Annotated in this window: 13 protein-coding genes and 1 pseudogene; 5 read left to right on the top strand and 9 right to left on the bottom strand. The window is 65.1% G+C overall.

Annotated elements, in window-relative coordinates; translation table 11 throughout:
- Positions 1–33: 33 nt before the first annotated feature.
- Complete coding sequence (locus tag IPQ13_07345; GenBank protein ID MBL0210712.1) at positions 34–273, top strand: TRASH domain-containing protein; 240 nt, start codon at positions 34–36, stop codon at positions 271–273.
- A 13-nt stretch (positions 274–286) separates the two neighbouring features.
- On the opposite strand, the gene IPQ13_07340 is transcribed toward IPQ13_07345, so the two are convergent.
- Positions 287–1594 carry a tetratricopeptide repeat protein gene (locus IPQ13_07340; protein MBL0210711.1) on the bottom strand — a complete coding sequence of 436 codons (1308 nt, stop codon included), beginning with the start codon at positions 1592–1594 and terminating at the stop codon, positions 287–289.
- Positions 1595–1894: 300 nt separating this feature from the next.
- Between IPQ13_07340 and rsmH the strand changes: the two genes are divergently transcribed.
- Positions 1895–2950: a 16S rRNA (cytosine(1402)-N(4))-methyltransferase RsmH gene (gene rsmH, locus IPQ13_07335; GenBank protein MBL0210710.1), complete on the top strand. Its 1056-nt coding sequence runs from the start codon at positions 1895–1897 to the stop codon at positions 2948–2950.
- A gap of 12 nt (positions 2951–2962) precedes the next feature.
- On the opposite strand, the gene IPQ13_07330 is transcribed toward rsmH, so the two are convergent.
- The 5 genes from IPQ13_07330 to IPQ13_07310 all read right to left on the bottom strand — a co-directional run bounded on the left by IPQ13_07330 (position 2963) and on the right by IPQ13_07310 (position 9833).
- Positions 2963–3913, bottom strand: a complete 951-nt coding sequence (locus tag IPQ13_07330; protein MBL0210709.1) for an aldo/keto reductase — start codon at positions 3911–3913, stop codon at positions 2963–2965.
- Positions 3914–4109: 196 nt separating this feature from the next.
- Positions 4110–5777 (bottom strand): hypothetical protein, encoded by a 1668-nt coding sequence (locus IPQ13_07325; protein MBL0210708.1) that lies wholly within the window; start codon positions 5775–5777, stop codon positions 4110–4112.
- Positions 5778–5854: 77 nt separating this feature from the next.
- Positions 5855–6760: a cation transporter gene (locus tag IPQ13_07320; GenBank protein ID MBL0210707.1), complete on the bottom strand. Its 906-nt coding sequence runs from the start codon at positions 6758–6760 to the stop codon at positions 5855–5857.
- 113 nt (positions 6761–6873) lie between these two features.
- Positions 6874–8763, bottom strand: a complete 1890-nt coding sequence (locus IPQ13_07315) for an oligopeptide transporter, OPT family (protein ID MBL0210706.1) — start codon at positions 8761–8763, stop codon at positions 6874–6876.
- A gap of 89 nt (positions 8764–8852) precedes the next feature.
- Entirely contained in the window at positions 8853–9833 is a 981-nt protein-coding gene (locus IPQ13_07310) for a 3-oxoacyl-ACP synthase (GenBank protein ID MBL0210705.1), read from the bottom strand.
- Positions 9834–9863: 30 nt separating this feature from the next.
- On the opposite strand from IPQ13_07310, the gene IPQ13_07305 reads away from it, so the two are divergent.
- On the top strand, positions 9864–10256 hold the full coding sequence (locus tag IPQ13_07305) for an AraC family transcriptional regulator (GenBank protein ID MBL0210704.1): 393 nt from the start codon (positions 9864–9866) through the stop codon (positions 10254–10256).
- A 27-nt stretch (positions 10257–10283) separates the two neighbouring features.
- On the opposite strand, the gene IPQ13_07300 is transcribed toward IPQ13_07305, so the two are convergent.
- The 3 genes from IPQ13_07300 to IPQ13_07290 form a co-directional block, all read right to left on the bottom strand.
- Positions 10284–12461 carry a hypothetical protein gene (locus IPQ13_07300; protein MBL0210703.1) on the bottom strand — a complete coding sequence of 726 codons (2178 nt, stop codon included), beginning with the start codon at positions 12459–12461 and terminating at the stop codon, positions 10284–10286.
- A 77-nt stretch (positions 12462–12538) separates the two neighbouring features.
- On the bottom strand, positions 12539–14170 hold the full coding sequence (locus IPQ13_07295) for an ABC-F family ATP-binding cassette domain-containing protein (GenBank protein MBL0210702.1): 1632 nt from the start codon (positions 14168–14170) through the stop codon (positions 12539–12541).
- A 168-nt stretch (positions 14171–14338) separates the two neighbouring features.
- Positions 14339–15913 carry an AMP-binding protein gene (locus tag IPQ13_07290; GenBank protein MBL0210701.1) on the bottom strand — a complete coding sequence of 525 codons (1575 nt, stop codon included), beginning with the start codon at positions 15911–15913 and terminating at the stop codon, positions 14339–14341.
- Positions 15914–16025: 112 nt separating this feature from the next.
- Between IPQ13_07290 and IPQ13_07285 the strand changes: the two are divergent.
- Positions 16026–18514: pseudogene (locus tag IPQ13_07285) on the top strand (glycogen/starch/alpha-glucan phosphorylase).
- A gap of 14 nt (positions 18515–18528) precedes the next feature.
- Positions 18529–19815, top strand: coding sequence for a 4Fe-4S dicluster domain-containing protein (locus IPQ13_07280; protein MBL0210700.1), 1287 nt, complete (start codon positions 18529–18531; stop codon positions 19813–19815).
- Positions 19816–20001 lie beyond the last annotated feature (186 nt).

Raw genomic sequence — 20001 nt, 5'->3', positions numbered from 1 at the left:
AGGCCCCAGGCCTCCCAGACAAAGGAATCTCCCATGCTCACGCCCTTCGTATTCGCTGCGTTGCTTTCCCTCGCCGGTCCTGCGGCCGAGGGTCCCACCAACACCATCTGCCCGGTCATGGGAAATGCGGTGACCCCCGGCAAAAGCCCCATTGTGAAGGTGAAAGGCCGTCAATATTACGTCTGCTGCGCCGGCTGCGCCCCCAAGCTGGAGAAGAATCCCGACAAGTACCTCGACAAGGACGGCCGTCCGAAAAACGCGCCGAAGGGCTGAGCTTCAGGTTCCATCAGCCTTCCAGGGAAGCCACGAGGTCCTGGTAGCGCGGGAGCGAACGGATGGAATCCAGATCCCCGTCGTGGAGGATCCAGTCTTTCTGGGTGAGCCCTCCGGCAACGGCCCGGACGAGGCAATCCAGGGCTTCATCAGGATCGGCGGCCAGGGCGTGGATGCAGCCCAGGTTGTAGAGCAGCATGGGATCATCCGGATCCATGCTCCGGGCCATCCGGGCCCAGTCCAGACCCTTCTCCCGCTCGCCCAGGGCCACGAGCGCGTTGGCGCCCAGGTATCGGGCGCGCGCATCATCCGGAGCATGTTCAAGGCGTTGCTGCACCAGCGCCAGCCCTTTCCTCCGGGCGCTTTCGGCTTCATCCTCCACGCCCAGGCTGTGGTAGACCTGGGCCACCAGGAGGATCGCCTGGAAGTCCTCGGGCCGGAGCACCGCCGCCCATTCGAAGAATTGGATGGCCATTTCCGGTTTGCCCGCGGCCAGGCAATGGCGGGCGTAGAAATAGGCCCCTTCGTAGAGGCTGGGATCCAGGCAAAGCGATCGTTCAAAGGCGGCTTCCGCCTCCTCGGTCCGTCCTGCGGCCGACAGCGCCACGCCCCGGGACGCGTGGGCTTCGGCCAGGTCCGGATCCAGTTCCAGAGCCTTCTGGCTGCAGGATTCGGCCAGCTCCCGCTGGGACCCGGTGCGTTCGATGTAGATGTAGGTGTAGGCGGCGCAGTTGGCCAGGCCCGCCCAGGCGGACGCATAATCCGGGTCGATGTCGAGGGCGTGGCGGAACATCTCGGCGGCAAAGCCCATGCCGCGGCGGTTGAACCGGAAGTAATACTGCCGGCCCCTCAGATAGTATTCAAAGGCCTCCAGATCCGCCGCGTACCTGGGCCGGAAGGAGGCTGGCTGTTTCAGCGCGGATGCGACGCAAGTGGCGATGTCCTCCAGGGTTGCGAAGAGGTCCTTCCGATCGAAATCGTAGGATTTGGACCAGGCCACCTGATCCGGCTCCACATTGACCAGCTCGGTTTTAAGGGTCAGGAGGTCGCCCTTTTTCAGCAGCGATCCACCCAGGATGGCGTTCGCGTGGAGGCGGCGCCCGATCTCCGCCAAGGACAAGTCTGATCCCCCATAGAGGAAGGACGTGGTCCTGGAGATCACCCGCAGATCCTCGATCTGGTTCAGGGCCTGCAGCACTTCTTCGGCCAGGCCTTCGCCGAGATAGCCTTCATTGCTGTCCTGGCGCAGATCGAGGAAGGGCAGGACCGCAACTGAGGGCAGGTCTTTCCGCGCTTTCGGATGGACCGGGGTTCGTTTCATGACGGTTGTTCCCTGGATCCGCCGGGACTTCCCAAGCCGAAGCGACATCGCCCACCTCCAAGCAGGATCTCGATCCAACATCAATTACTGTAGAGCTTCATCCAGGCCAGGGACTGCGTGGGAGCGGCGTCCTTCGGCACTCCAGGGGACAAAAAGAACGGATCGCCTCCCACATCAATCCCCCACTGGTGATATCCAACATGGGGTGCGCAGGCCGCTGCGCAAGGACATTTCCAGGTCCCGGCACCCTGCGGGGGCGGCCGGCTATCGGCGACCCTCGGCCTAGGCCACAATCAGCCCATGGCTGACGAGGATTCCCAGCGAAAGCGGAGGGTGCGCTACCAAGGCACCCATCCACGCCGCTTCCAGGACAAATACAAAGAATTGAACCCCGTTGCGGATGCCCTCGAACTGGAGAAGGTCCGGGCCCGGGGCCAGACTCCCGCAGGCACCCACCGCCCCATCTGCGTGCGGGAGATCCTGGAGATCCTCGCGCCAAAACCCGGAGAAACAGGCCTCGACGCCACCTTGGGCTTCGGCGGCCACACACTGGAAATCTTGCCGCATCTCCTGCCCGACGGCCGCCTCTTTGCCCTAGACGTGGATCCCATCGAACTGCCCCGCACCGAAGCCCGCCTGCGCGCGGCAGGTTTCCGCGAGGACGTGCTGGTGGTGCGCCGCATGAATTTCGCCGGGCTGCCGCAGTTGCGCCCTGAATTCGGAGAGGGCCTCGATTTCGTGCTGGCGGATCTGGGCGTCTCCTCCATGCAGATCGACAATCCCGCCCGCGGCTTCACCTACAAAGCCGAGGGCCCCCTGGATCTTCGCCTCAATCCCCAGCGCGGGAAGCCCGCCTCGGCGCTGCTCCAGAACCTCGGGGAACAGGAGCTCGCGGACCTTCTCGCCGAGAACTCCGATGAGCCCCGCGCCCAGGCCATCGCAAAGGCCATCCTGGCGGCAGCCCGGGACCGCCCCGTCGCCACCACCACCCAGTTGGCCAGGATTGTGCGGGCTGTGGTGAAGGCCGACGGCGCCCCCGGCTCCCTGGAGGATGAGACCCGGGGGGCGCTGCAGCGGACCTTCCAGGCCCTCCGCATCGCGGTGAATGACGAATTCCAGGTGCTCGACCAGTTCCTGTCCTACCTGCCCAACTGCCTTAGGCCCGGCGGCCGCGTCGCCATCCTGAGCTTCCATTCCGGCGAGGACCGCCGCGTGAAGAAGGCCTTCCAGCAAGGGCACCGGGATGGCTTCTATGCCTGCATCGCCCCGGAGCTGATCCGCCCGGGGTTTGAAGAGCGCCGGGACAATCCGAGGTCCGCCTCCGCCAAGCTCAGGTGGGCGGTGAAGGAGGGGTGAACGCGGCTGGCCTCACTTCCGCCTGAAGGTGAGGCTCTGCTCGGCGACGGGCTTCGCCTTGGCTTCGACGGTGGCGAGCTGCGCCTCGCTGAAGGGGCGGAAATCCCGCGAGATGGCCACGTTCTCCTGGAGCTGGGCGATGGTGTCGCACCCGATGATGACGGTTGAGAAAGGGAAGCTGAGCACATAGCGCATGGCCTCCTGCATGCTCAGGGTGCCGGGCACGAGCTTCCGCGGGCCCGTCTGCTTCTCGGGCGCGGGCGGCTTGAAAGTGGCAAGGAGGCGGGAACGCGCGGGCACCTTCATCCCGATGATGCCCATCTCCTTTTCCACGGCGTAGGAAAGCAGCTTCCGGAAGCTCCGGTGCTGGGGATCCGCCGCGTTGAAGGCCATGAGCACGGTGTCGAAGGGAAAGCGGCGGATGCCTTCCATCAGCACCTCCGGATCCGCATGGCCCGTAAGGCCCAGATAACGCACCAGCCCCTGCTCGCGGGCTTTCAGGAAGGCTTCCAGGGCGCCGCCCTTGGCGCATACCTTCTCCACATCGTCCATGGTCTGCATGTTGTGGAGCTGCCAAAGGTCCAGGTGATCGGTTTCCAGCAGTTTCAGCGAGATGTCCAGGTTGCGCAGGGAACCATCCCGGGTGCGGTCGTGGGTCTTGGAGGCCAGGAAGATTTCGCTCCGGCGCTTTTTCATCACCTGGCCGATGTAGCGTTCGCTCCACCGGCCCTCGCCGCCGTACCGGGCCGAGGTGTCGATGTAGTTCACGCCGAGATCGATGGCCCGCTCGATGAGGGGCACCGCCACCGCTTCGTTGTCGGGTTTCTCGATGCTGGCCTGGCCGCCCAGGCTGAAGATCCCCACGAGATGGCCCGTGCGTCCCAGATTGCGGGTGGGCATGGCCTGGGCGGTGCGCAGGTTCCGGGGCATGGGGTGCCGCGAGGCCTGCGCCGGTGCATCCATTCCCTCCAACCTGGAGGCGAGGAGCCCTGCCGTCGCTGCCGCTCCGAGCTGAAACAATTCACGTCGTCCAATCCCAGTCTTGGCCATGGGAGCCTCCGCGTGGTTGCAGTATCGCGCCAAACCGGGATTCCGGAAACACGCTCTAAGAGGAGCGCCTATTGTGGAAGCTGGCAGGAATGACACGCCGGTTCCGCATCTAGTGCGTATCCCAATCGCTGGGCAGATCGATGCCGACGGCTTCCCGGTAGGGAAAGGCTCCTCCCCAGTTGCAGGTCCAGTAGATGGAGTTGCCATCCATGGAGAGGGCGGCCTGGCCTTCGTTGCGGTAGGCATCATTGCCCGGGTAGGCGATGTAGGTGGGCGAGACGCGCTGCATGACGATGCCGGCGCTCATGTCCTGGAGTTTGACCATGAACAGTTGGTTGTCGGCCACCGCGCTGTCGCTGGACGAATAGGTGGACACGAAAGCCCAGCCGCGTTTGGTGTGGAATTTTCCGAAATGGAAGCCGTTGTTCCACCCCAGATCGCCATGGTAGAGCAGGTGGATGGTGGTTCCGTCCGAGAGTCTGCGGGCTTCGATGAAATCGGTCACGTTGTTCTGGCTCACGAACCATTCGGCTCCCGAAGCATCCAGGGACCAGCCCGCATGGGTGGCATCGATGGACACCTTCACGGGCGTACCCGTGAGCGTAAGGGGCCAGGCGTGGGGACCGTCCAGGACGGTGCCGATGTCCTCGTCCCGGTTGCCGGCGAAGGCCCGGTCGAAGTGGATCACCGCCTTCGTTCCGAGAGGGCTTATTTCCACCATGTTGGGGCGGGGGATCGAACCGGTCTTCCCGAAATCAGAAGGGTTCCGGATGCCCAGAACGGTGTCCGTCTGCTTGTCATAGGTGAAGATCTTTTTGACTGGGTAGGGGCCGCCCGTGGTGATTTCCAGCACCATCCAGCACCAGTAGCGCGAATCATTGGAGGAATCCCCTTCCACATCGTTGAAGATGAAGGCTCCGTTCGGGTAGGGGCCTCCGGCGATGGAGGCGAAGTCACGCACCAGGGTGCTGATGCCGGTCGCCACATCCTGCTGATAAAAGGCGAGGTCCCGGACGTAATAGATGCGGCTCGGAAAGCTGTTCGAACCGTCCCAGCGGATCTCGTTCACTTCGCCGATGCTGGTGCCGTCGGAGTGCAGGAGATTCCGCAGGATGGCTCCGGTGGCGAGGTCCACGACCCAGGCGCTGGTGGAATCCTCGCCATGGATGATGATCTTGTTCTTCGCGCTGTTGGTGGGGCTGAAGCGGCTGTAGACCACCAGGGAACCCTTGGCGGCCGCCGCTGTTTCCGAGGAATTCGTCAGGCGCTTGAGGGTCGCCCCGGTGACCGAGTTGGTGGCGGTGCCGAACTTGGCGGGGGCGGTTCCGTATTCCGGAGCGATGTAGGCCGTGTTCTGGACCAGGTATTTATATCCAGTGGCGGGCGCCGAATCATTCGTAGTCACGATGACGCTGTCGTAGGCGCTCGCTCCCCGGTTGTCGGTCACCGTGATCGTGAAGGTCAGCGTCGTGGCCGTTGTGACCTGGGGCGCGATGAAGGAGGCCTGGGCTGTGGTGGATCCGGAAAGGCTTACGCTCGGGCCGCCGGTCTGCGCCCATTGGTAGCTGGCGATGGTGCCGTCCGGGTCGGAGGCGGTGGCGGAAAGGGTCACGGCCGCGCCTTCCACCACCGATTGATCCAACCCTGCGATCACGGTGGGCGGGAGGTTGGCTGCGGGCGGCGCATTGGTGGAGGTTCCGCCCCCGCTGCAGGCCAGTCCGAATGGCAGCAAGGACGCCATCATGCAGGAAAGAAGTTCCCCTCTCTTCGGGTTCATCCGGCCGCCTCATTCCCTGGGTTGAAATCTAGTCGGGTTTTCATCCGCCGCCCGGAATTCTTTGCTCCGGCGTTCGATTAATAATTGGACCTGCTTCGCTGGTCCTCGTTGTCGGGCTCCACGTGGATGACCACGTCCGCGAGTCCCTCGAAATGCCCGCAGAGCCATATCTCCAGATCGCGCGCGATGGCATGCCCTTCCTCGACGGTGATGTCGGGATCCACCAGGATGCTCAGGTCCATGTGGATGATCGCGCCGGTCCCCCGGGACCGGATGTTGTGGCAGCCCTTCACGCCGCCGAATGCGATGACTTTTTTCATGACCTCATTGGGATCGAGCCGCTGCTGGTCCGAGAAGGTCGTGTGCGCGCCCTTGAACACCTGGATGGCCGCCCAGACGATCGCCACCGCCACGAACAGGCCCACGATCGGGTCGGCGATGGCCACGCCGAATTTCACCAGGACGAGGGAGCCCAGCACGCCCAGGGTCACCCAGATGTCCGACAGGGTGTGCTTCGCGTCGGCCTGCAGCACATCGCTGCCGAATTCCCTTCCGCGGCGGTTTTCGAACCACACCACGAAGACATTGATGCCGAGGGTGACGACCATGACCGCGAAAGAGGTGGGCGTGACCTCGACCTTCGGGTGGATGCCGCTCTTGGCGAAGGCCACCAGCGCTGAAATGGATCCGCTGACGACCTTCCATGCGGCGAGGCAGAGCATGATCCCGATGGCGGCGCTGGCGAACGATTCGTACTTGTGGTGGCCGTAGGGATGGTCCTCGTCGGGAGGCTTGCTGGCGGCCTTCATGGCGATGAGGGCCACGATGTTTCCCGAGCCGTCGGTGAAGGAGTGGATGCCGTCGGCGAACATGGCCGTGGACCCGCTGACGAGTCCCCAGGCGACTTTGCCCAGGGCCACAAGGATATTCAGGGCGAGGATCTGCCAAAGGACCTTGCTGATGCCTTTGGCGCGCTGCTCCATGTCCTTCCCCCCGGATTAATATCGGCAACCAATAACAAAACTACCACCCACCGCCAGCGCGGCGTCCTCGTGTCTCGGTGGTGAATTTTTATCTTTTCGAATGCAAACTCGTATCAAACGGTCTTCTTCCTTGCCCGCCCGGCCAGGTAGAGGAAGCCGCAGACGGCCAGCACCAGCGCCACGGTCCCCAATTCTCCGGCCAGGCCGACGATCCGGGGAGCCATGGATTTCGGCGCCACTCCGCCGACAACGAGCCCGGCCACCAGGATTCCCGCGAGGCCTTCCCCGGCCACGAGGCCCGAAGCGGCCAGGATGCCCGGATCGCTCTCGCTCTTGGTTTCGCCTTCCCCGCGCCGACGGTCAAGCAGCGCCCTCACGCAGCCGCCCACGTAGATCGGCGCCATGGAGGACAAAGGCAGGTAGACGCCGATGGCGAAGGCTAGTCCCGACACGCCGCAGAGCATCGCCCCCAGGGAGAGTCCCGCGCCGGAAAGCACCAGCGTCCAGGGCAGCGCGCCGGAGAGCACGCCTTCGATGATGGTCTTCATCAGCATGGCCTGGGGCGCGGGGATCTCCTTGCTGCCGAAGCCGAAGGCATGGCCCATGAGGATCACCGTGGCCGCCACGGCCCAGCAGGCCACCGAAGCCCCGATGAGCTGGCCGAACTGCTGCTTGGCGGGCGTCGCGCCCACCAGGAATCCGGTCTTCAGATCCTGGGAGATGTCACCGGCCTTGGAGGCGGCGATGGCGACGATGGTGCCTACCGTGAGCACAGCCGCCCGGGCGTTTCCATCCACCCATCCCGCCGCTGCGAAAATGGATGCCACACCAAGCAGCGTCACCAACGTGATGCCCGAGGTGGGCTGGGAGGAAACGCCCACGATGCCCACGATGCGCGCCGCCACCGCCACGAAGAGCACGCCGAACACGCCCACGCCCGCCGCGCAGACCATGCGCGGCACCAGGCCCATGCCGCCCGCGAAGATCCCCGGCACGAAGGCTGCTGCCAGCACCACGAAGGCGATGCCGCCGATCACGAAGGAGCCGGGCAGGTCCCGGTCTTTTTCGGAACGCTCGACGGGGATGCCGGTGGCGTCCCGGGAGACGCCCTTGGCGATGGCGGCGAAGGCTCCCACCATGGAAGGCAGGTTCTTGAGCACCGTGAGGATGCCCGCCGTTGCCACCGCGCCCGCGCCTATGTAGCGCACGTACTTCGACCAGATGGCGCCCGCGTCCATCTGCGACACCAGGCGCGTGGTCTCCGGGTACAGCGGGGCCGAGAGCGAGGATCCGAAAAAGGTGATGAGCGGGATGAGCACGATGGATGAGATCAGCGCGCCCGAGACGATGACGCCCGATTGGCGGTAGCCCAGGATGTAGCCCACCGCGAGCAATGCGGGAGCCAATTCCAGGGCCAGGGACCCATTGGGGAGCACCCGGGAAAGGGAAAGGCTCATCTCCGAAGGCACCAGGAAGAGGAGCGCCACCAGCAGCTTTACGCCCGCTCCCACGGCCATGCCGCGGAAGATCCAGGCGCTGTCGCTGGAACCTTCCGCGGTGGCCCGGAGGACCTCCGCGCAGGCCGTGCCTTCGGGGTAGGGCAGTTCGTCGTGGGACTCGACGATGAGCAGGCGGCGCAGCGGAACCATGGCCGAAAGCCCCAGCACGGCGCCCAGAAAGCACAGGGCCACCACCTGCAGATAGGGCGGGGCCATGCCCCAGAGAAAGAGCGCCGGGATCGTGAAGATGGTGCCGGTGGCCAGGGACGTGGAAGCCGAACCGATGGTCTGGGAGAGATTCGCTTCCAGGATCGTGCCCTTGGCGCCGAACAGCTTGAAAAGGGCCACGGTGAGGACCGCCGCAGGAATGGAGGCCGCGACCGTCAGGCCCACCCGCAATCCGATGTAGGCATTGGCGGCGCCGAAGACCACGCCGAGGACCACGCCCGCCGCGACGGCCTTCCAGGTGAGTTCGGCTAGTGGGCTCGAAGCTGGATTCTTCATGGAGACTCCTGGAGCAAGCCGTCGCGTCAAAATAACGTGGTCATGGAAATGGCACGGCCCCTAATCGTGGCATGCGGGCGGGCCGTGGCTCAGGCGCGGTAGAGGGCCGCGCCCCAGTGCATGCCCGAACCCAGGGCCGTGAAGGCGATGAGCATGCCGGGCTTCACCAGGCCGTTCTCCAGGCACTCGTGGTAGAGGATCGGCAGCGTGGCCGCGGTGGTATTGCCGTAGCGCTCGATGTTGTGGGGGACCTTTTCGGCCGGGAGGCCCAGGGCCTTCTGCACGCCTTCGATGATGCGGAGGTTCGCCTGGTGGACGAGGACCAAGTCCAGCGATTCCACGGCCACCCCCGCGGCGGCGCAGACCTCGCGCACCGCCTGGGGCATCAGGGTCACGGCGGAGCGGAACACTTCCTTGCCCTGCATCACCGGGATCGTGTCGCCGGCCTGGATCTGGGCCGGGGTCACGAAGGGCCGGCTCTTGAAGCTCGCGCCCTTCATGGTGAGCACGCCGGCTCCAGTGCCGTCGGTGTAGAGCTGGGTCTTCAGCAAGCCGGCCGGGCCTTCCCGGGCCTCCAGCACCACCGCGCCCGCCCCGTCGCCGAAGAGCACGGTGCGGTCCCGGGAGATGGTGTTCTCAGCCTTTTCCGCCTCGGTGACCTCCCGGTCCGACATCCCGATGACCGTATCCCAGCCCAGGTGCCAGGGCATGAAACCCGTGTGCAATTCGGCACCGACAAGGAGCACGCGCGGGTAGCGGCCGCTCTGGACCAGGAGGTCGGCCAGTTCCAGTCCATAGAGGAAGCCGCTGCACTGCTGCCGGATGTCGAAAGTCGGAATGTTCCGGAGGCCAAGGGCGGCCTGCAGCAGCGGCCCGTTGCCGGGCAGCACATGATCGGGCGTCATGGTGGCGAAGACCACCGCGTCGATGTCGGCGGGCCTCAATCCAGCGTTGGCGATGGCGGCGGAGGCGGCCAGGGATCCGAGCTCGGCGGAACCCTGGCCGGGCGCGGCGTAGTTCCGCTGCTGGATGCCGCTGCGGGCGCGGATCCATTCGTCGGAGGTATCCATGATCCGGGCCAGATCCTCATTCGTCACGACATGGGGCGCCAGCCCGATTCCCGTTCCGGTGATCACACTTCCCATCGTTTCCCTCGCCGCGGTTGGAGCCCCAGCATAGCCCGGACCATCGGGCGGGATTCACAACGACTTTGGATTCAGCCAGAGCCGTTTCATGGAAAACGAAAGAAGGGCTACGCCGCGGCCACCCTGAACCGGGCCACGCTGGATTTGGCGGGCGTGACCGCCAAGGCGTTCATCGACGGCCGAGTGCTGCTGGAGGGCAAGCGGCTGCTGGCCCACACTGATCTTTCCGTAGCCCAGATCGCCGCCTATCTCGGCTTCAGCGAAGCCACCAACTTCGCCAAGTTCTTCAAACGCGGAAGCGGTTCGGGCCCCAGGGAATTCAGAACTTCCATCATCAAGGCGCGCTGATCCGGAGTCCTCTGAGGCAGCCGGATCCTAGAACTGCATCGCGTAGGCCACCTTCGCGAAGATGCCCCGTTCCACCATCCGCTCGGCGGGAATGCTTGCGTGGGGATCCCGGCGGCGCTGGCCGGACCAGCCGATGTGGGCGCTGGTGAAGGCGTTGGGCTGCCAGCCGAAGAAGGCCTTCAGGTATTTGTCGACGGTGTCCGGCCCGTCGCCATCGTAGCGCACCACGAAGGCCTGGCTCTTCAGGTAGAAGTGATGGGGCATCTGCCAGATGGCCGTGGTGGAAAGCTCCCTGGCCCGCAGCAGGCGCAGACCGTCGGCTTCCCGGTCCAACTCGGCCTGCAGGGCGGAGAGTTGGTAGCTCACATTCCGAATGCCGCCGCTGCTGCTGAACTCGTGGGTGCGCAACCGCGCCGGCGCGCCGGAAGACAGGTCGATGGTCCGGCCCGTGGTGGCGCGGATGAGCAGCTGCGCCCAGGACAGCCGCTTCCAGCTCAGGGCCATGTTGATATTGCGGGTGGCGTTCGAACGAACCTGATCGTTGCTCCACGCGCGCCCCGAAATGTCCCAGTTCAGGCTCCAGGCCCAGCGGCCGGCGGTCTCGATGTAGGCGTCCAACCCGACTGCGCGATCGAAGGGATTGCCGGTCCACCACTGGAGGTTCCGCCACCGGAGGCTCGCGTTGGCCTGCGCGAAACGCCCATCGTTCCAGGTGCCCTGCCAACCGAAATTCGCGCTGGATTGGCGGTAGCCCTGGAGGTCCGTGAAACCCGAGACCAGCACCAGACCTGGGCTCGTGGCTTGCCGCGAAGCGGAAGCGAACCAGTGCCTGGTGTTCCAGTCCAGGCGCAGCGAGGTGGCGGTGCCGTCCATGGACCTCACGGTCCCATCGGCCTTCGGGAGGTGCGCCACGGAGCGCACGCCACTGCCGATGAAGTGGAAATGCGGCCCCAGATATTGATCCCAGTAGATGCCGCCGCTCTGGCCGCCGGATCCTCCGGGCCCGCCCACGAGCACCTTGTCTGTACCCACCAGCGACACCCCGGAGCCCCGTCCATCGAGGCGGAACCGCGCGGCTACGGCTGTGTCCCGGGTGGGGAGCGCATCCACCCCTTCGGCCCCGCTGGCGCCCAGGATCTGGCCGCCCTCCTGGTCCTTGGCGTTCAACACGGTCCAGCTCGCCCAGGAGGACTGGCCCGAGGCCTTGACGCCGTAGAGCGGCTCCTGGATGGCGCGGCTGAAGAACTGGCGCTGGACGCCAGTGATGCCCAGCAGTTCCATGCCTTCCAGAAAGAAGGGCCGCCGCTCGGGATAGGCCACGCGGAAGCGGCTGTTGATCTGCAACGGATCCACATCCGCGTCCGCGGTGTTGAAATCGGGGCGATAGGTGCCTTCGAGGGTGATGGACGTGCTCGAATACCGAAGATCCAGACCCAACCGCGCGCGCGAATCCGCGGGCAGCGCCGGATCCGCGCCGGCGGACTGGGCGCGGGCGTAGGATGCGAAGGGGATGATCATGAAGGGCGATCCGGGACGATCCACCGGCGCGCCTGAAACCTTCGCCACTTGGCAGATGTCGCACTGGATGTCCTTGCTCATGCGCGGCCACACGGCGCCGTAGCGGCGCTCCCTCGGCATGACGCGCAGGAAGCGCAGCCCCCACTCGCCCGGGCGCCGCCGCAGGCTGCTGTAGGGCACGCGGATCTTCACCACATAGCCGTTCGGGGTCAACACGCCCACGGAGTCCCACGCGCAGTCATAGGCGTAGTTCTCCCCTGATGCATCCGTCACGATGGCATCGAATTGGCCCCCCAGGGGTGTGGACAGCAGACGGATGGTGCTCTGCCCCTTGCCGGACGCATCGATGTCGAGGCCAACGAAATCAAGATCGGCGCTGAAATCGTCCCGCTTGTGGAGCACAGCGCGCACTTTGGACGGTTCAGGGTCGGAACATTCGAAGGCGGCATAGAAGGCGTCCGGTCCCCAGGCGAGATGCGCAAGGGTGGGCCAGCGGTTGGCGCCCTTGTCGTCCGGCATGACCATGCCGAAATCGCTGACGGGCAACGATCCCTCCCAGGTGGAGAGATCCGAGTCCCGCGCCATGGAGGGCGCCTTGGAGAGATGCGGAATTGCCAGATGGGGCGGGTTCGGAACTTGGGCCACGGCGAGGGCCGAGCAGGCGAAGGCCAAAGCGGGTACGCGCAAGATTCACCTCGACACGGCAGCGTGTGGAGGGGACTACGAAGGAAGGTGGAGGCGGTTTAGATGTGTGGCGCCTCGGCCTAGCTGTGCGCGCCGGGCGCTTCTCGGCCGGTGGCTTCGACGTATTCGATGTAGGAGCCCTGGTAGGCCAAGGGGCCCTTGTGTTCGTCAGGCGCCAGCTCCAGCACGCGGCTGCCCAGGCCGCGCAGGAAGGTGCGGTCGTGGGAGACGAAGAGCATGGTGCCTTCGAAGTCCTTCAGTGCCTCGATGAGCATTTCCTTCGTGGCGAGATCCAGGTGGTTGGTGGGCTCGTCCAGCACCAGGAAATTGGGCGGGTCGAAGAGCATGCGCGCCATCACCAGCCGGGATTTCTCGCCGCCGGAGAGGGAACGAATCTTTTTTTCGACTTCGTCGCCGGAAAACTGGAAGGCGCCCAGGAGGTTGCGGATGACGCCGATGCCCTCCATGGGGAAATCCTGCTGGAACTGCTCCTGGACCGTGAGCTCGGGATTGAGCAGGTCCAGGGCCTGTTGGGAGAAATAACCCACCTTCAGGCTCGCGCCCAGGCGCACCGTGCCCGCATCGGGCTCGACGACGCCCGCCACCATCTTGAGCAGCGTGGATTTGCCGGTCCCGTTCTTGCCCATGACGCACCAGCGCTCGCCGCGGCGCACATGGAAATCGAAGGAGTCGTACAGGACGCGCTTGCCGTAGCTTTTCGACAGGCCCTTGAGCATGGCCACGTCGTCGCCGGAACGGCCTGGGATGCGGAAATCCCATTTCCCGACTTTGCGTTTTTTCGGCAGCTCGATGCGTTCGATCTTGTCCAAAGCCTTCACTCGGCTCTGCACTTGGGCGGCCTTGGCGGCGTGGGCCGAGAAGCGCTCGATGAAACGCTGCTCCTTGGCGAGCTTGGCCTGCTGCCGCGCGTAGGCCGCTTCCTGGTTGGCCTCGCGCTGCTCCCGTTCCGTCACGTAGAAGTCGTAGTTGCCCGAATAGGTGATGATGTCGCCGCCGTCGATCTCGATGACCTTGGTGACGATGCGGTTCATGAAATCCTTGTCGTGGGAAGTCATGAGCAGCGTGGAGGGCAGGCTTTTCAGGAAGCCCTCCAGCCAGATGATGGACTCGATGTCCAGGTGGTTCGTGGGCTCGTCCAGCAGCAGCACATCGAATTTGCCCAGCAGCACCTTGGCCATGGAGACGCGCATCTTCCATCCGCCGGACAAGGCGCCAACGTCGCCATCGATCTGCTCATCCTCGAAGCCCAGGCCGTGCAGGCAAGCCCGGGCCCTGGCCTCCAGCTCGTAGCCGCCCAGGTGCTGGTACTCCTCCTGCACGTGGCCGAAGCGGTCCAGAATCGCTTCCATCTCATCGCCTCGCCCGGGGTCCGACATGGCGTGCTGCAGGTCCATCAATTCGTGGTGCAGGTCGCCCAGGCGGCCGCTCCCTGCGATGGCCTCATCCAGGACAGGCCGGCCGGACATCTCGTCCACTTCCTGGCGGAAGTAGCCCACGGAGATCTTTTTCGGCAGGCTCACGGTGCCGTCGTCGGCCACTTCCTCGCCCATGATCATGCGGAAAAGCGTGGATTTTCCGGCGCCGTTGGGGCCCACCAGACCGACCTTCTCGCCGGTGTTGAGCTGGAACCCGGCATCAATGAAGAGCACTTGCCTGCCGTACTGTTTGCTGACATCTGAAAACGTGATCATGGAGCTCCATCGGGGAGGCGCAGGCGTGGTTCCAGCCGATCGGGAGGACCCGCGCCAAAGGCAATCCTCTAGTCTATCGCCGGGGAGCCGACTCTCGATGCCCTACTTTCCGCAAGGCCGCCGCCCTCCAGAATCGCCGGACCGGCCAGGTTTGCCGGCTGGAGCGCCTCAGGTGGCCGGCTTCTCCCGTTCTTGTTCCACTAGGATCCGCCTCAGGATTTTTCCGGAGGGCGATTTGGGGATCTGCGCCGTGAACTCCACTGCGGTGATGCGCTTGTGGGGAGCCACACGCCCCGCCGCATAGGCCATGATGGCTTCCGCATCCGGGGGTTCACCGGGTTTGAGCACGATGAAGGCCTTGGGCCTCTCCCCCGATTTGTCATCGTGGATCGGGATCACGGCCGCATCTGCGATCGAAGGATGGGAAAGCAGGAGGGCCTCGAGTTCCGCGGGCGCGACCTGCATTCCATTCACCTTGATGAGCTCCTTGAGGCGGTCCACGATGTAGATGTGTCCAGCCGCATCCACGCGGGCGATGTCGCCGGTGCGGAACCATCCTTCCGGGTCGATGGCCTCGGCGGTGGCTTCGGGGCGGTTGAGATAGCCCTTCATCACCTGGGGGCCCCGGATCCACAATTCGCCCCGCTCGCCCTCTTCCACGGGGTCGCCGGTTTCAACATGCACGACCCGCGCTTCCGTGCCCGCCACCGGCACGCCGGCGGAGGCCCGGGGCATGCTCCCGTCCTTGGCCGAGACCATGGCCACAGGACTGGTCTCGGTGAGGCCGTAGCCCTGCAGCACCACGCAGCCGAGCCGCTCCTCCACCTGCCTGGCCACGGCCTCCCCCAGGGGCGCCGCGCCGCTCAACAGGCAGCGCAGCGAACTGAGATCGAACTGGTCCACCAGCGGGTGCTTCGCCAGGGCCAGCAGGATGGGCGGCACCAGGAAGACATAGGTAGCCTTGTAATGCTGGACGGCCCCGAGGAATTCCTCCAGGTCGAAGCGGGGCAGCAGCACCAGCGTCGCGCCAATGGAAAGCCCCGTGTTCATCATCACGTTCATGCCGAAGATGTGGAAGAGCGGCAGGATGCCCAGGATGACGTCGTCCTCCTTCAGGCCGCAGACCGCGCTCTGCAGCACATTGACGCTGAGGTTGTCATGGGTGAGCATCACGCCCTTGGGCAGCCCGAGGGTGCCGCTGGAATAGGGGAGCGCCATCAAATGCGTGGCCGGGTCCAGCGCCACGGAAGGCACGGTGCGGCTTCCGGAATCCAAGGTTCCGAAGGCTTCCGCGGCGGACAGATCCGCTCCGCCGGTGGCGAAGACCCTCTGGATCCCCGCCGCGGCCGCAGCCTCCAAGGCCTTGGGCAGGATGGCCGCATCCGCCAGCAGCCACGTTGCGCCGGAGTCGCAAAGTTGATTCGCCATCTCTTCGGTGGTGTAAGCGGGATTGAGCGTGGTGACCGTTCCGCCGAGAAGTCCCACGGCGTGGAAGGCCAGGACAAATTCCGCGCAGTTGGCGCAGGCGATGGCGAAGACATCGCCCAACGTGAATCCCCGGGCCGCCAAACCGCCGGCCACGCGGTGGATGGAGGCCTTCAGCTCCCCAAACGTGAATTGCGTCCCGCTCCGGGTGTCCACCAGGGCCAGCTTGCCGGGCAGATCGCGCGCCCTGCCGAGCACGAGGTCTTGAAGCGGACCACGCCCCAGGACGGGCGCGGGATGGGCGCTGCGGATGATCATGGGGCACCGGGGTTGGTTCTCCAGATTACCCGCTCCCGCGTCTTTTGTGCGTCCATCCCGCATTCGAGAGCGTACACTCGGCGGGCAAAGTCTCCGTAGTGCGGAGGAAACCATGGAAAGCCTGCCTCCCCTTTCCTCACGGGTTGGTTTCGACGACGCGGTGATCCCCGTCGATGCCGATTCGCTGCGGCGGGACTTCATCGAAAAACTGTTCTACCAGCAGGCCAAGTTCCCCGCGGTCGCTACGCTCAACGACCACTACCTCGCCCTCGCCTACGTCGTGCGGGACCGCCTGCTCTCGCGCTGGACGCGCACCGCGCGGACCTATTTCGAGCAGGGCTGCCGCACCGTGGCGTACCTTTCCGCGGAGTTCCTGCTTGGGCCGCAGCTGGGAAACAATATCCTCTGCCTCCAGATCGAACCTGCGGTGCGCGAAGCCCTCGCGCCCTTGAACCTGTCCCTCGACGCGCTGCTGGCCCACGAGGAGGAGCCGGGATTAGGCAATGGCGGGCTCGGCCGGCTCGCAGCCTGCTACATGGACTCCCTGGCGACCCTGGACATTCCCGCCATCGGGTATGGGATCCGCTACGAATACGGCATCTTCGACCAGAAGATCGAAGCGGGACAGCAGGTTGAAATCGCTGATAAATGGCTGCGCTACGGCAACCCATGGGAGATTCCGCGCCCGCAAATCCTCCACCCCGTTGGATTCGGCGGGTCGACGCACCACCACACGGACGAACAAGGCAACCTGCGCGTGAAATGGACGCCCGCCCGGATCGTCAACGGGATGCCGTATGACACGCCGGTGCTTGGATACGGCACGGAAAACGCGAATTTCGTCCGGCTTTGGCACGCAGTCGCTTCGGAGTCCTTCGACTTCCAGGCCTTCAACGCTGGCGACTACTACCGTGCGGTCGAGGACAAGGTGCGGAGCGAGACCATCTCCAAGGTGCTGTATCCCAACGATGTGGTGCTTGCGGGCCGGCAGCTCCGGCTGGAGCAGCAGTACCTCCTCGTCGCATGCTCGTTGCGGGACATGGTCCGCATCTACTTGCAGCGGGTGCCGGCCATCCACCTCTTCCACGAAAAATACGCGATCCAGCTCAACGACACGCACCCGGCGCTCGCGGTCCTGGAATTGATGCGGATCCTGGTGGACGAGTACTTCCTGGGTTGGGAGGAGGCCTGGGAGATTACGACAGCTTCTTTCGGGTACACGAACCACACCCTGCTGCCGGAGGCGCTGGAGACCTGGGGGCTGCCCCTGTTCGGAAGCCTCCTGCCGCGCCATCTGGAGCTCGTGTTCGAGATCAACCAGCGCTTCCTGTCCGCGGTGCGCGCCAAGTACCCCGGCGACGAGGCCCGCGTGCAGCGCATGTCCCTCATCGGCGAGCACGGCGACCGCTGCGTCAGGATGGCGCATGTGGCCTGCGTCGGGAGCCACGCGGTGAACGGCGTGGCCGAGATGCACTCGGACCTGCTGCGCGAGACCATTCTGCGGGACTTCGCGGAAATGTATCCGGAGCGGTTCTCGAACGTGACGAACGGCGTGACCCCGCGGCGCTTCCTCGCCCTGGCCAATCCAGGCCTCGCCCGGCTGGTCACGGAAGCCGTGGGCGATGGCTGGCAGGTGGACCTGGACCGGCTGCGCAAGCTCGAGCCGCTGGCGGACGATGCCGCCTTCGGGGAGGCCTTTCGCCGCGCGAAACAGGAAAACAAGCGGCTGCTGGCGGAGCACGTGGCCCTGGCCACGGGGCTCGACCTGGACCCGGACACGCTGGTCAGCGTCCAGGTGAAACGGATCCATGAATACAAGCGGCAGGTCCTGAACCTCCTGAACGTCATCACCTCCTGCCAGCGGATCCAGGCCGGGCTTCTGCCCCGGTCAAGCGCACCTTCGTGTTCGCCGGAAAGGCCGCTCCAGGCTACTTCATGGCCAAACTCGTGATCCGGCTGATCCATGATGTGGCGGCCTGGATCCGGCTTGATCCTGCGGCGAGACAGTGGATCTCGGTCGTGTTCGTTCCGGACTTCAACGTGAAGATCGCCGAGCGCATCTACCCCGCGGCGGATTTGTCCGTGCAGATCTCCACGGCCGGAAAGGAAGCGTCCGGCACAGGCAACATGAAGCTGTCGTTGAACGGCGCCTTGACCATCGGCACGCTCGACGGCGCCAATGTGGAAATCCGCGAGCAGGTGGGCGCGGAGAATTTCTACCTGTTCGGGCTCACCGCGGAGCAAGTGCGCGAGGCCAAGGCCCGGGGCTACCGGCCGCGGGAGCTGGCGGAGCGCGACGCGGAGCTGGGCGCGGCGCTCGACCTGATCGGATCGGGCCGCCTCTCCGGCGGCGACCGCGAGCGGTATGCGCCGCTGATCCATTCGCTGCTGGGCTGGGATGAATACATGGTGCTAAGCGACTTCCGGGCCTATGTCGAGGCAGAAGAACAGGCCTCCAAGGATTTCTGCGACTCTGCCGCATGGACCCGCCGAGCGATCCTGACCGTCGCCCGCATGGGCCACTTCTCCTCCGACCGGTCCATCCGCGACTATTGCCGCGATATCTGGAAGGTGTCGCCCGTGGAGATTCCCGCAAGGTAGGAGGCGACGACGCCATGGGACATCGGACCTTGAAAGGTGGAAACGGGAGCTTCGAACAGCTCGCCGAGCGGCTGAACAGGTTCCCCCAAGGCGCGCCACCGTCGGAACTGCTGTTCCGGATCCTGAAGCTGCTGGTGAGCGAGCGGGAGGCGGCGCTGCTGGCCCGGCTGCCCATCCGTCCCTTCACCGCCAAGCGCGCGTCGGAGCTCTGGAAGGTACCCGAGGCGGAGGCCCGGAAGGTGCTCGATGGCCTCGCCGGCCGGGCTTTCCTGCTGGATCTCCAGCATGGCGAGGAGACGCGCTACGTGCTGCCGCCGCCCATGGCAGGGTTCTTCGAATTCTCACTCATGCGGGTCCGGGGCGACCTGGACCAGAAGGCTTTGTCTGAACTCTTCCACCAGTACCTGAACGTGGAGGAGGACTTCGTCCGGAAGCTCTTTGCCACCGGCGAGACCCAACTGGGGCGCGTCTTCGTGGACGAAACGGCCATTCCAGAAACGGACGGCGCCCTGACCGTGCTGGACTATGAACGCGCCAGCGGCGTGGTGGCGGGCAGCAGGGCCATCGGCATCGGCCTCTGCTATTGCCGCCACAAGATGTCCCATCTGGGCCGGGCCTGCGACGCCCCCATGGACATCTGCATGACCTTCGGGAACAGCGCCGATTCCCTCGTCCGACACGGCAACGCCCGCCGGGTGGAGGCCGCGGAATGCCTGGACCTGTTGCAGCAGGCGCGGGAGCGGGGCCTCGTCCAGTTCGGCGAGAACGTCCGCGAGAAGGTCGGGTTCATCTGCAATTGCTGCGGGTGCTGCTGCGAAGCCATGGTGGCCGCGCGGCGCTTCGGGTTCATGCGGCCGGTCCACACCACCAACTACCTGCCGGAACTCGATGCGGCGCGCTGCAATGGCTGTGGGAAGTGCGTCGCCGCCTGCCCGGTGGAGGCGCTCAGCCTGGTCTCGGCCCACGATCCCAGCCACCCGCAGATGAAGGCCGCGAAACTAGACGAGGAACCCTGCCTGGGATGCGGCGTCTGCGTAAGGACGTGTTCCCGCAGCGCCATCAAACTCAGGCGACGGGCGATCCGGGTGTTGACTCCAGCGAATACCGCTCACCGCGTGGTGATGATGGCCATCGAACGAGGCCAGCTTGCGGAGCTGCTGGTGGACGGCCAGTCCTCCTACGGACATCGCGCCGTGGCCGGCATCCTCGGCGCGGTGCTGAAACTTCCGCCTCTAAAACAAGCCCTAGCGTCCCGGCAGGTGAAGTCGCGCTACCTCGAACGGTTGCTGGCCGGCCATTGAACAGGCCAGTCCACACGGAGGCATCGGGCGACGAAGCACCTTCACCTGATAACCGCGGATCAAACCTCGGCCCGGATTTTCATATCGAATCCGCGCCGTGGCTGAGCCTCCTCGAGGGTGCGCCTGGATACGTGGAAATGTGACGCAAATTTCACTGTTTTTCGGCGACGGTTTAGAGACTCTAGA

This window comes from Holophagaceae bacterium, assembly GCA_016720465.1.
In the GTDB taxonomy this organism is placed as follows: domain Bacteria; phylum Acidobacteriota; class Holophagae; order Holophagales; family Holophagaceae; genus JANXPB01.
This window is presented reverse-complemented; position numbering and strand designations above follow the sequence as displayed.

Excerpts from the sequence above, each read along its gene's own strand:
- IPQ13_07345 (MBL0210712.1), top strand. The coding sequence starts at position 34 with ATGCTCACGCCCTTCGTATTCGCTGCGTTGCTTTCCCTCGCCGGTCCT.
- IPQ13_07340 (MBL0210711.1), bottom strand. The coding sequence starts at position 1,594 with ATGAAACGAACCCCGGTCCATCCGAAAGCGCGGAAAGACCTGCCCTCA.
- rsmH (MBL0210710.1), top strand. The coding sequence starts at position 1,895 with ATGGCTGACGAGGATTCCCAGCGAAAGCGGAGGGTGCGCTACCAAGGC.
- IPQ13_07330 (MBL0210709.1), bottom strand. The coding sequence starts at position 3,913 with ATGGATGCACCGGCGCAGGCCTCGCGGCACCCCATGCCCCGGAACCTG.
- IPQ13_07325 (MBL0210708.1), bottom strand. The coding sequence starts at position 5,777 with ATGAACCCGAAGAGAGGGGAACTTCTTTCCTGCATGATGGCGTCCTTG.
- IPQ13_07320 (MBL0210707.1), bottom strand. The coding sequence starts at position 6,760 with ATGGAGCAGCGCGCCAAAGGCATCAGCAAGGTCCTTTGGCAGATCCTC.
- IPQ13_07315 (MBL0210706.1), bottom strand. The coding sequence starts at position 8,763 with ATGAAGAATCCAGCTTCGAGCCCACTAGCCGAACTCACCTGGAAGGCC.
- IPQ13_07310 (MBL0210705.1), bottom strand. The coding sequence starts at position 9,833 with ATGGATACCTCCGACGAATGGATCCGCGCCCGCAGCGGCATCCAGCAG.
- IPQ13_07305 (MBL0210704.1), top strand. The coding sequence starts at position 9,864 with ATGGGGCGCCAGCCCGATTCCCGTTCCGGTGATCACACTTCCCATCGT.
- IPQ13_07295 (MBL0210702.1), bottom strand. The coding sequence starts at position 14,170 with ATGATCACGTTTTCAGATGTCAGCAAACAGTACGGCAGGCAAGTGCTC.
- IPQ13_07290 (MBL0210701.1), bottom strand. The coding sequence starts at position 15,913 with ATGATCATCCGCAGCGCCCATCCCGCGCCCGTCCTGGGGCGTGGTCCG.
- IPQ13_07280 (MBL0210700.1), top strand. The coding sequence starts at position 18,529 with ATGGGACATCGGACCTTGAAAGGTGGAAACGGGAGCTTCGAACAGCTC.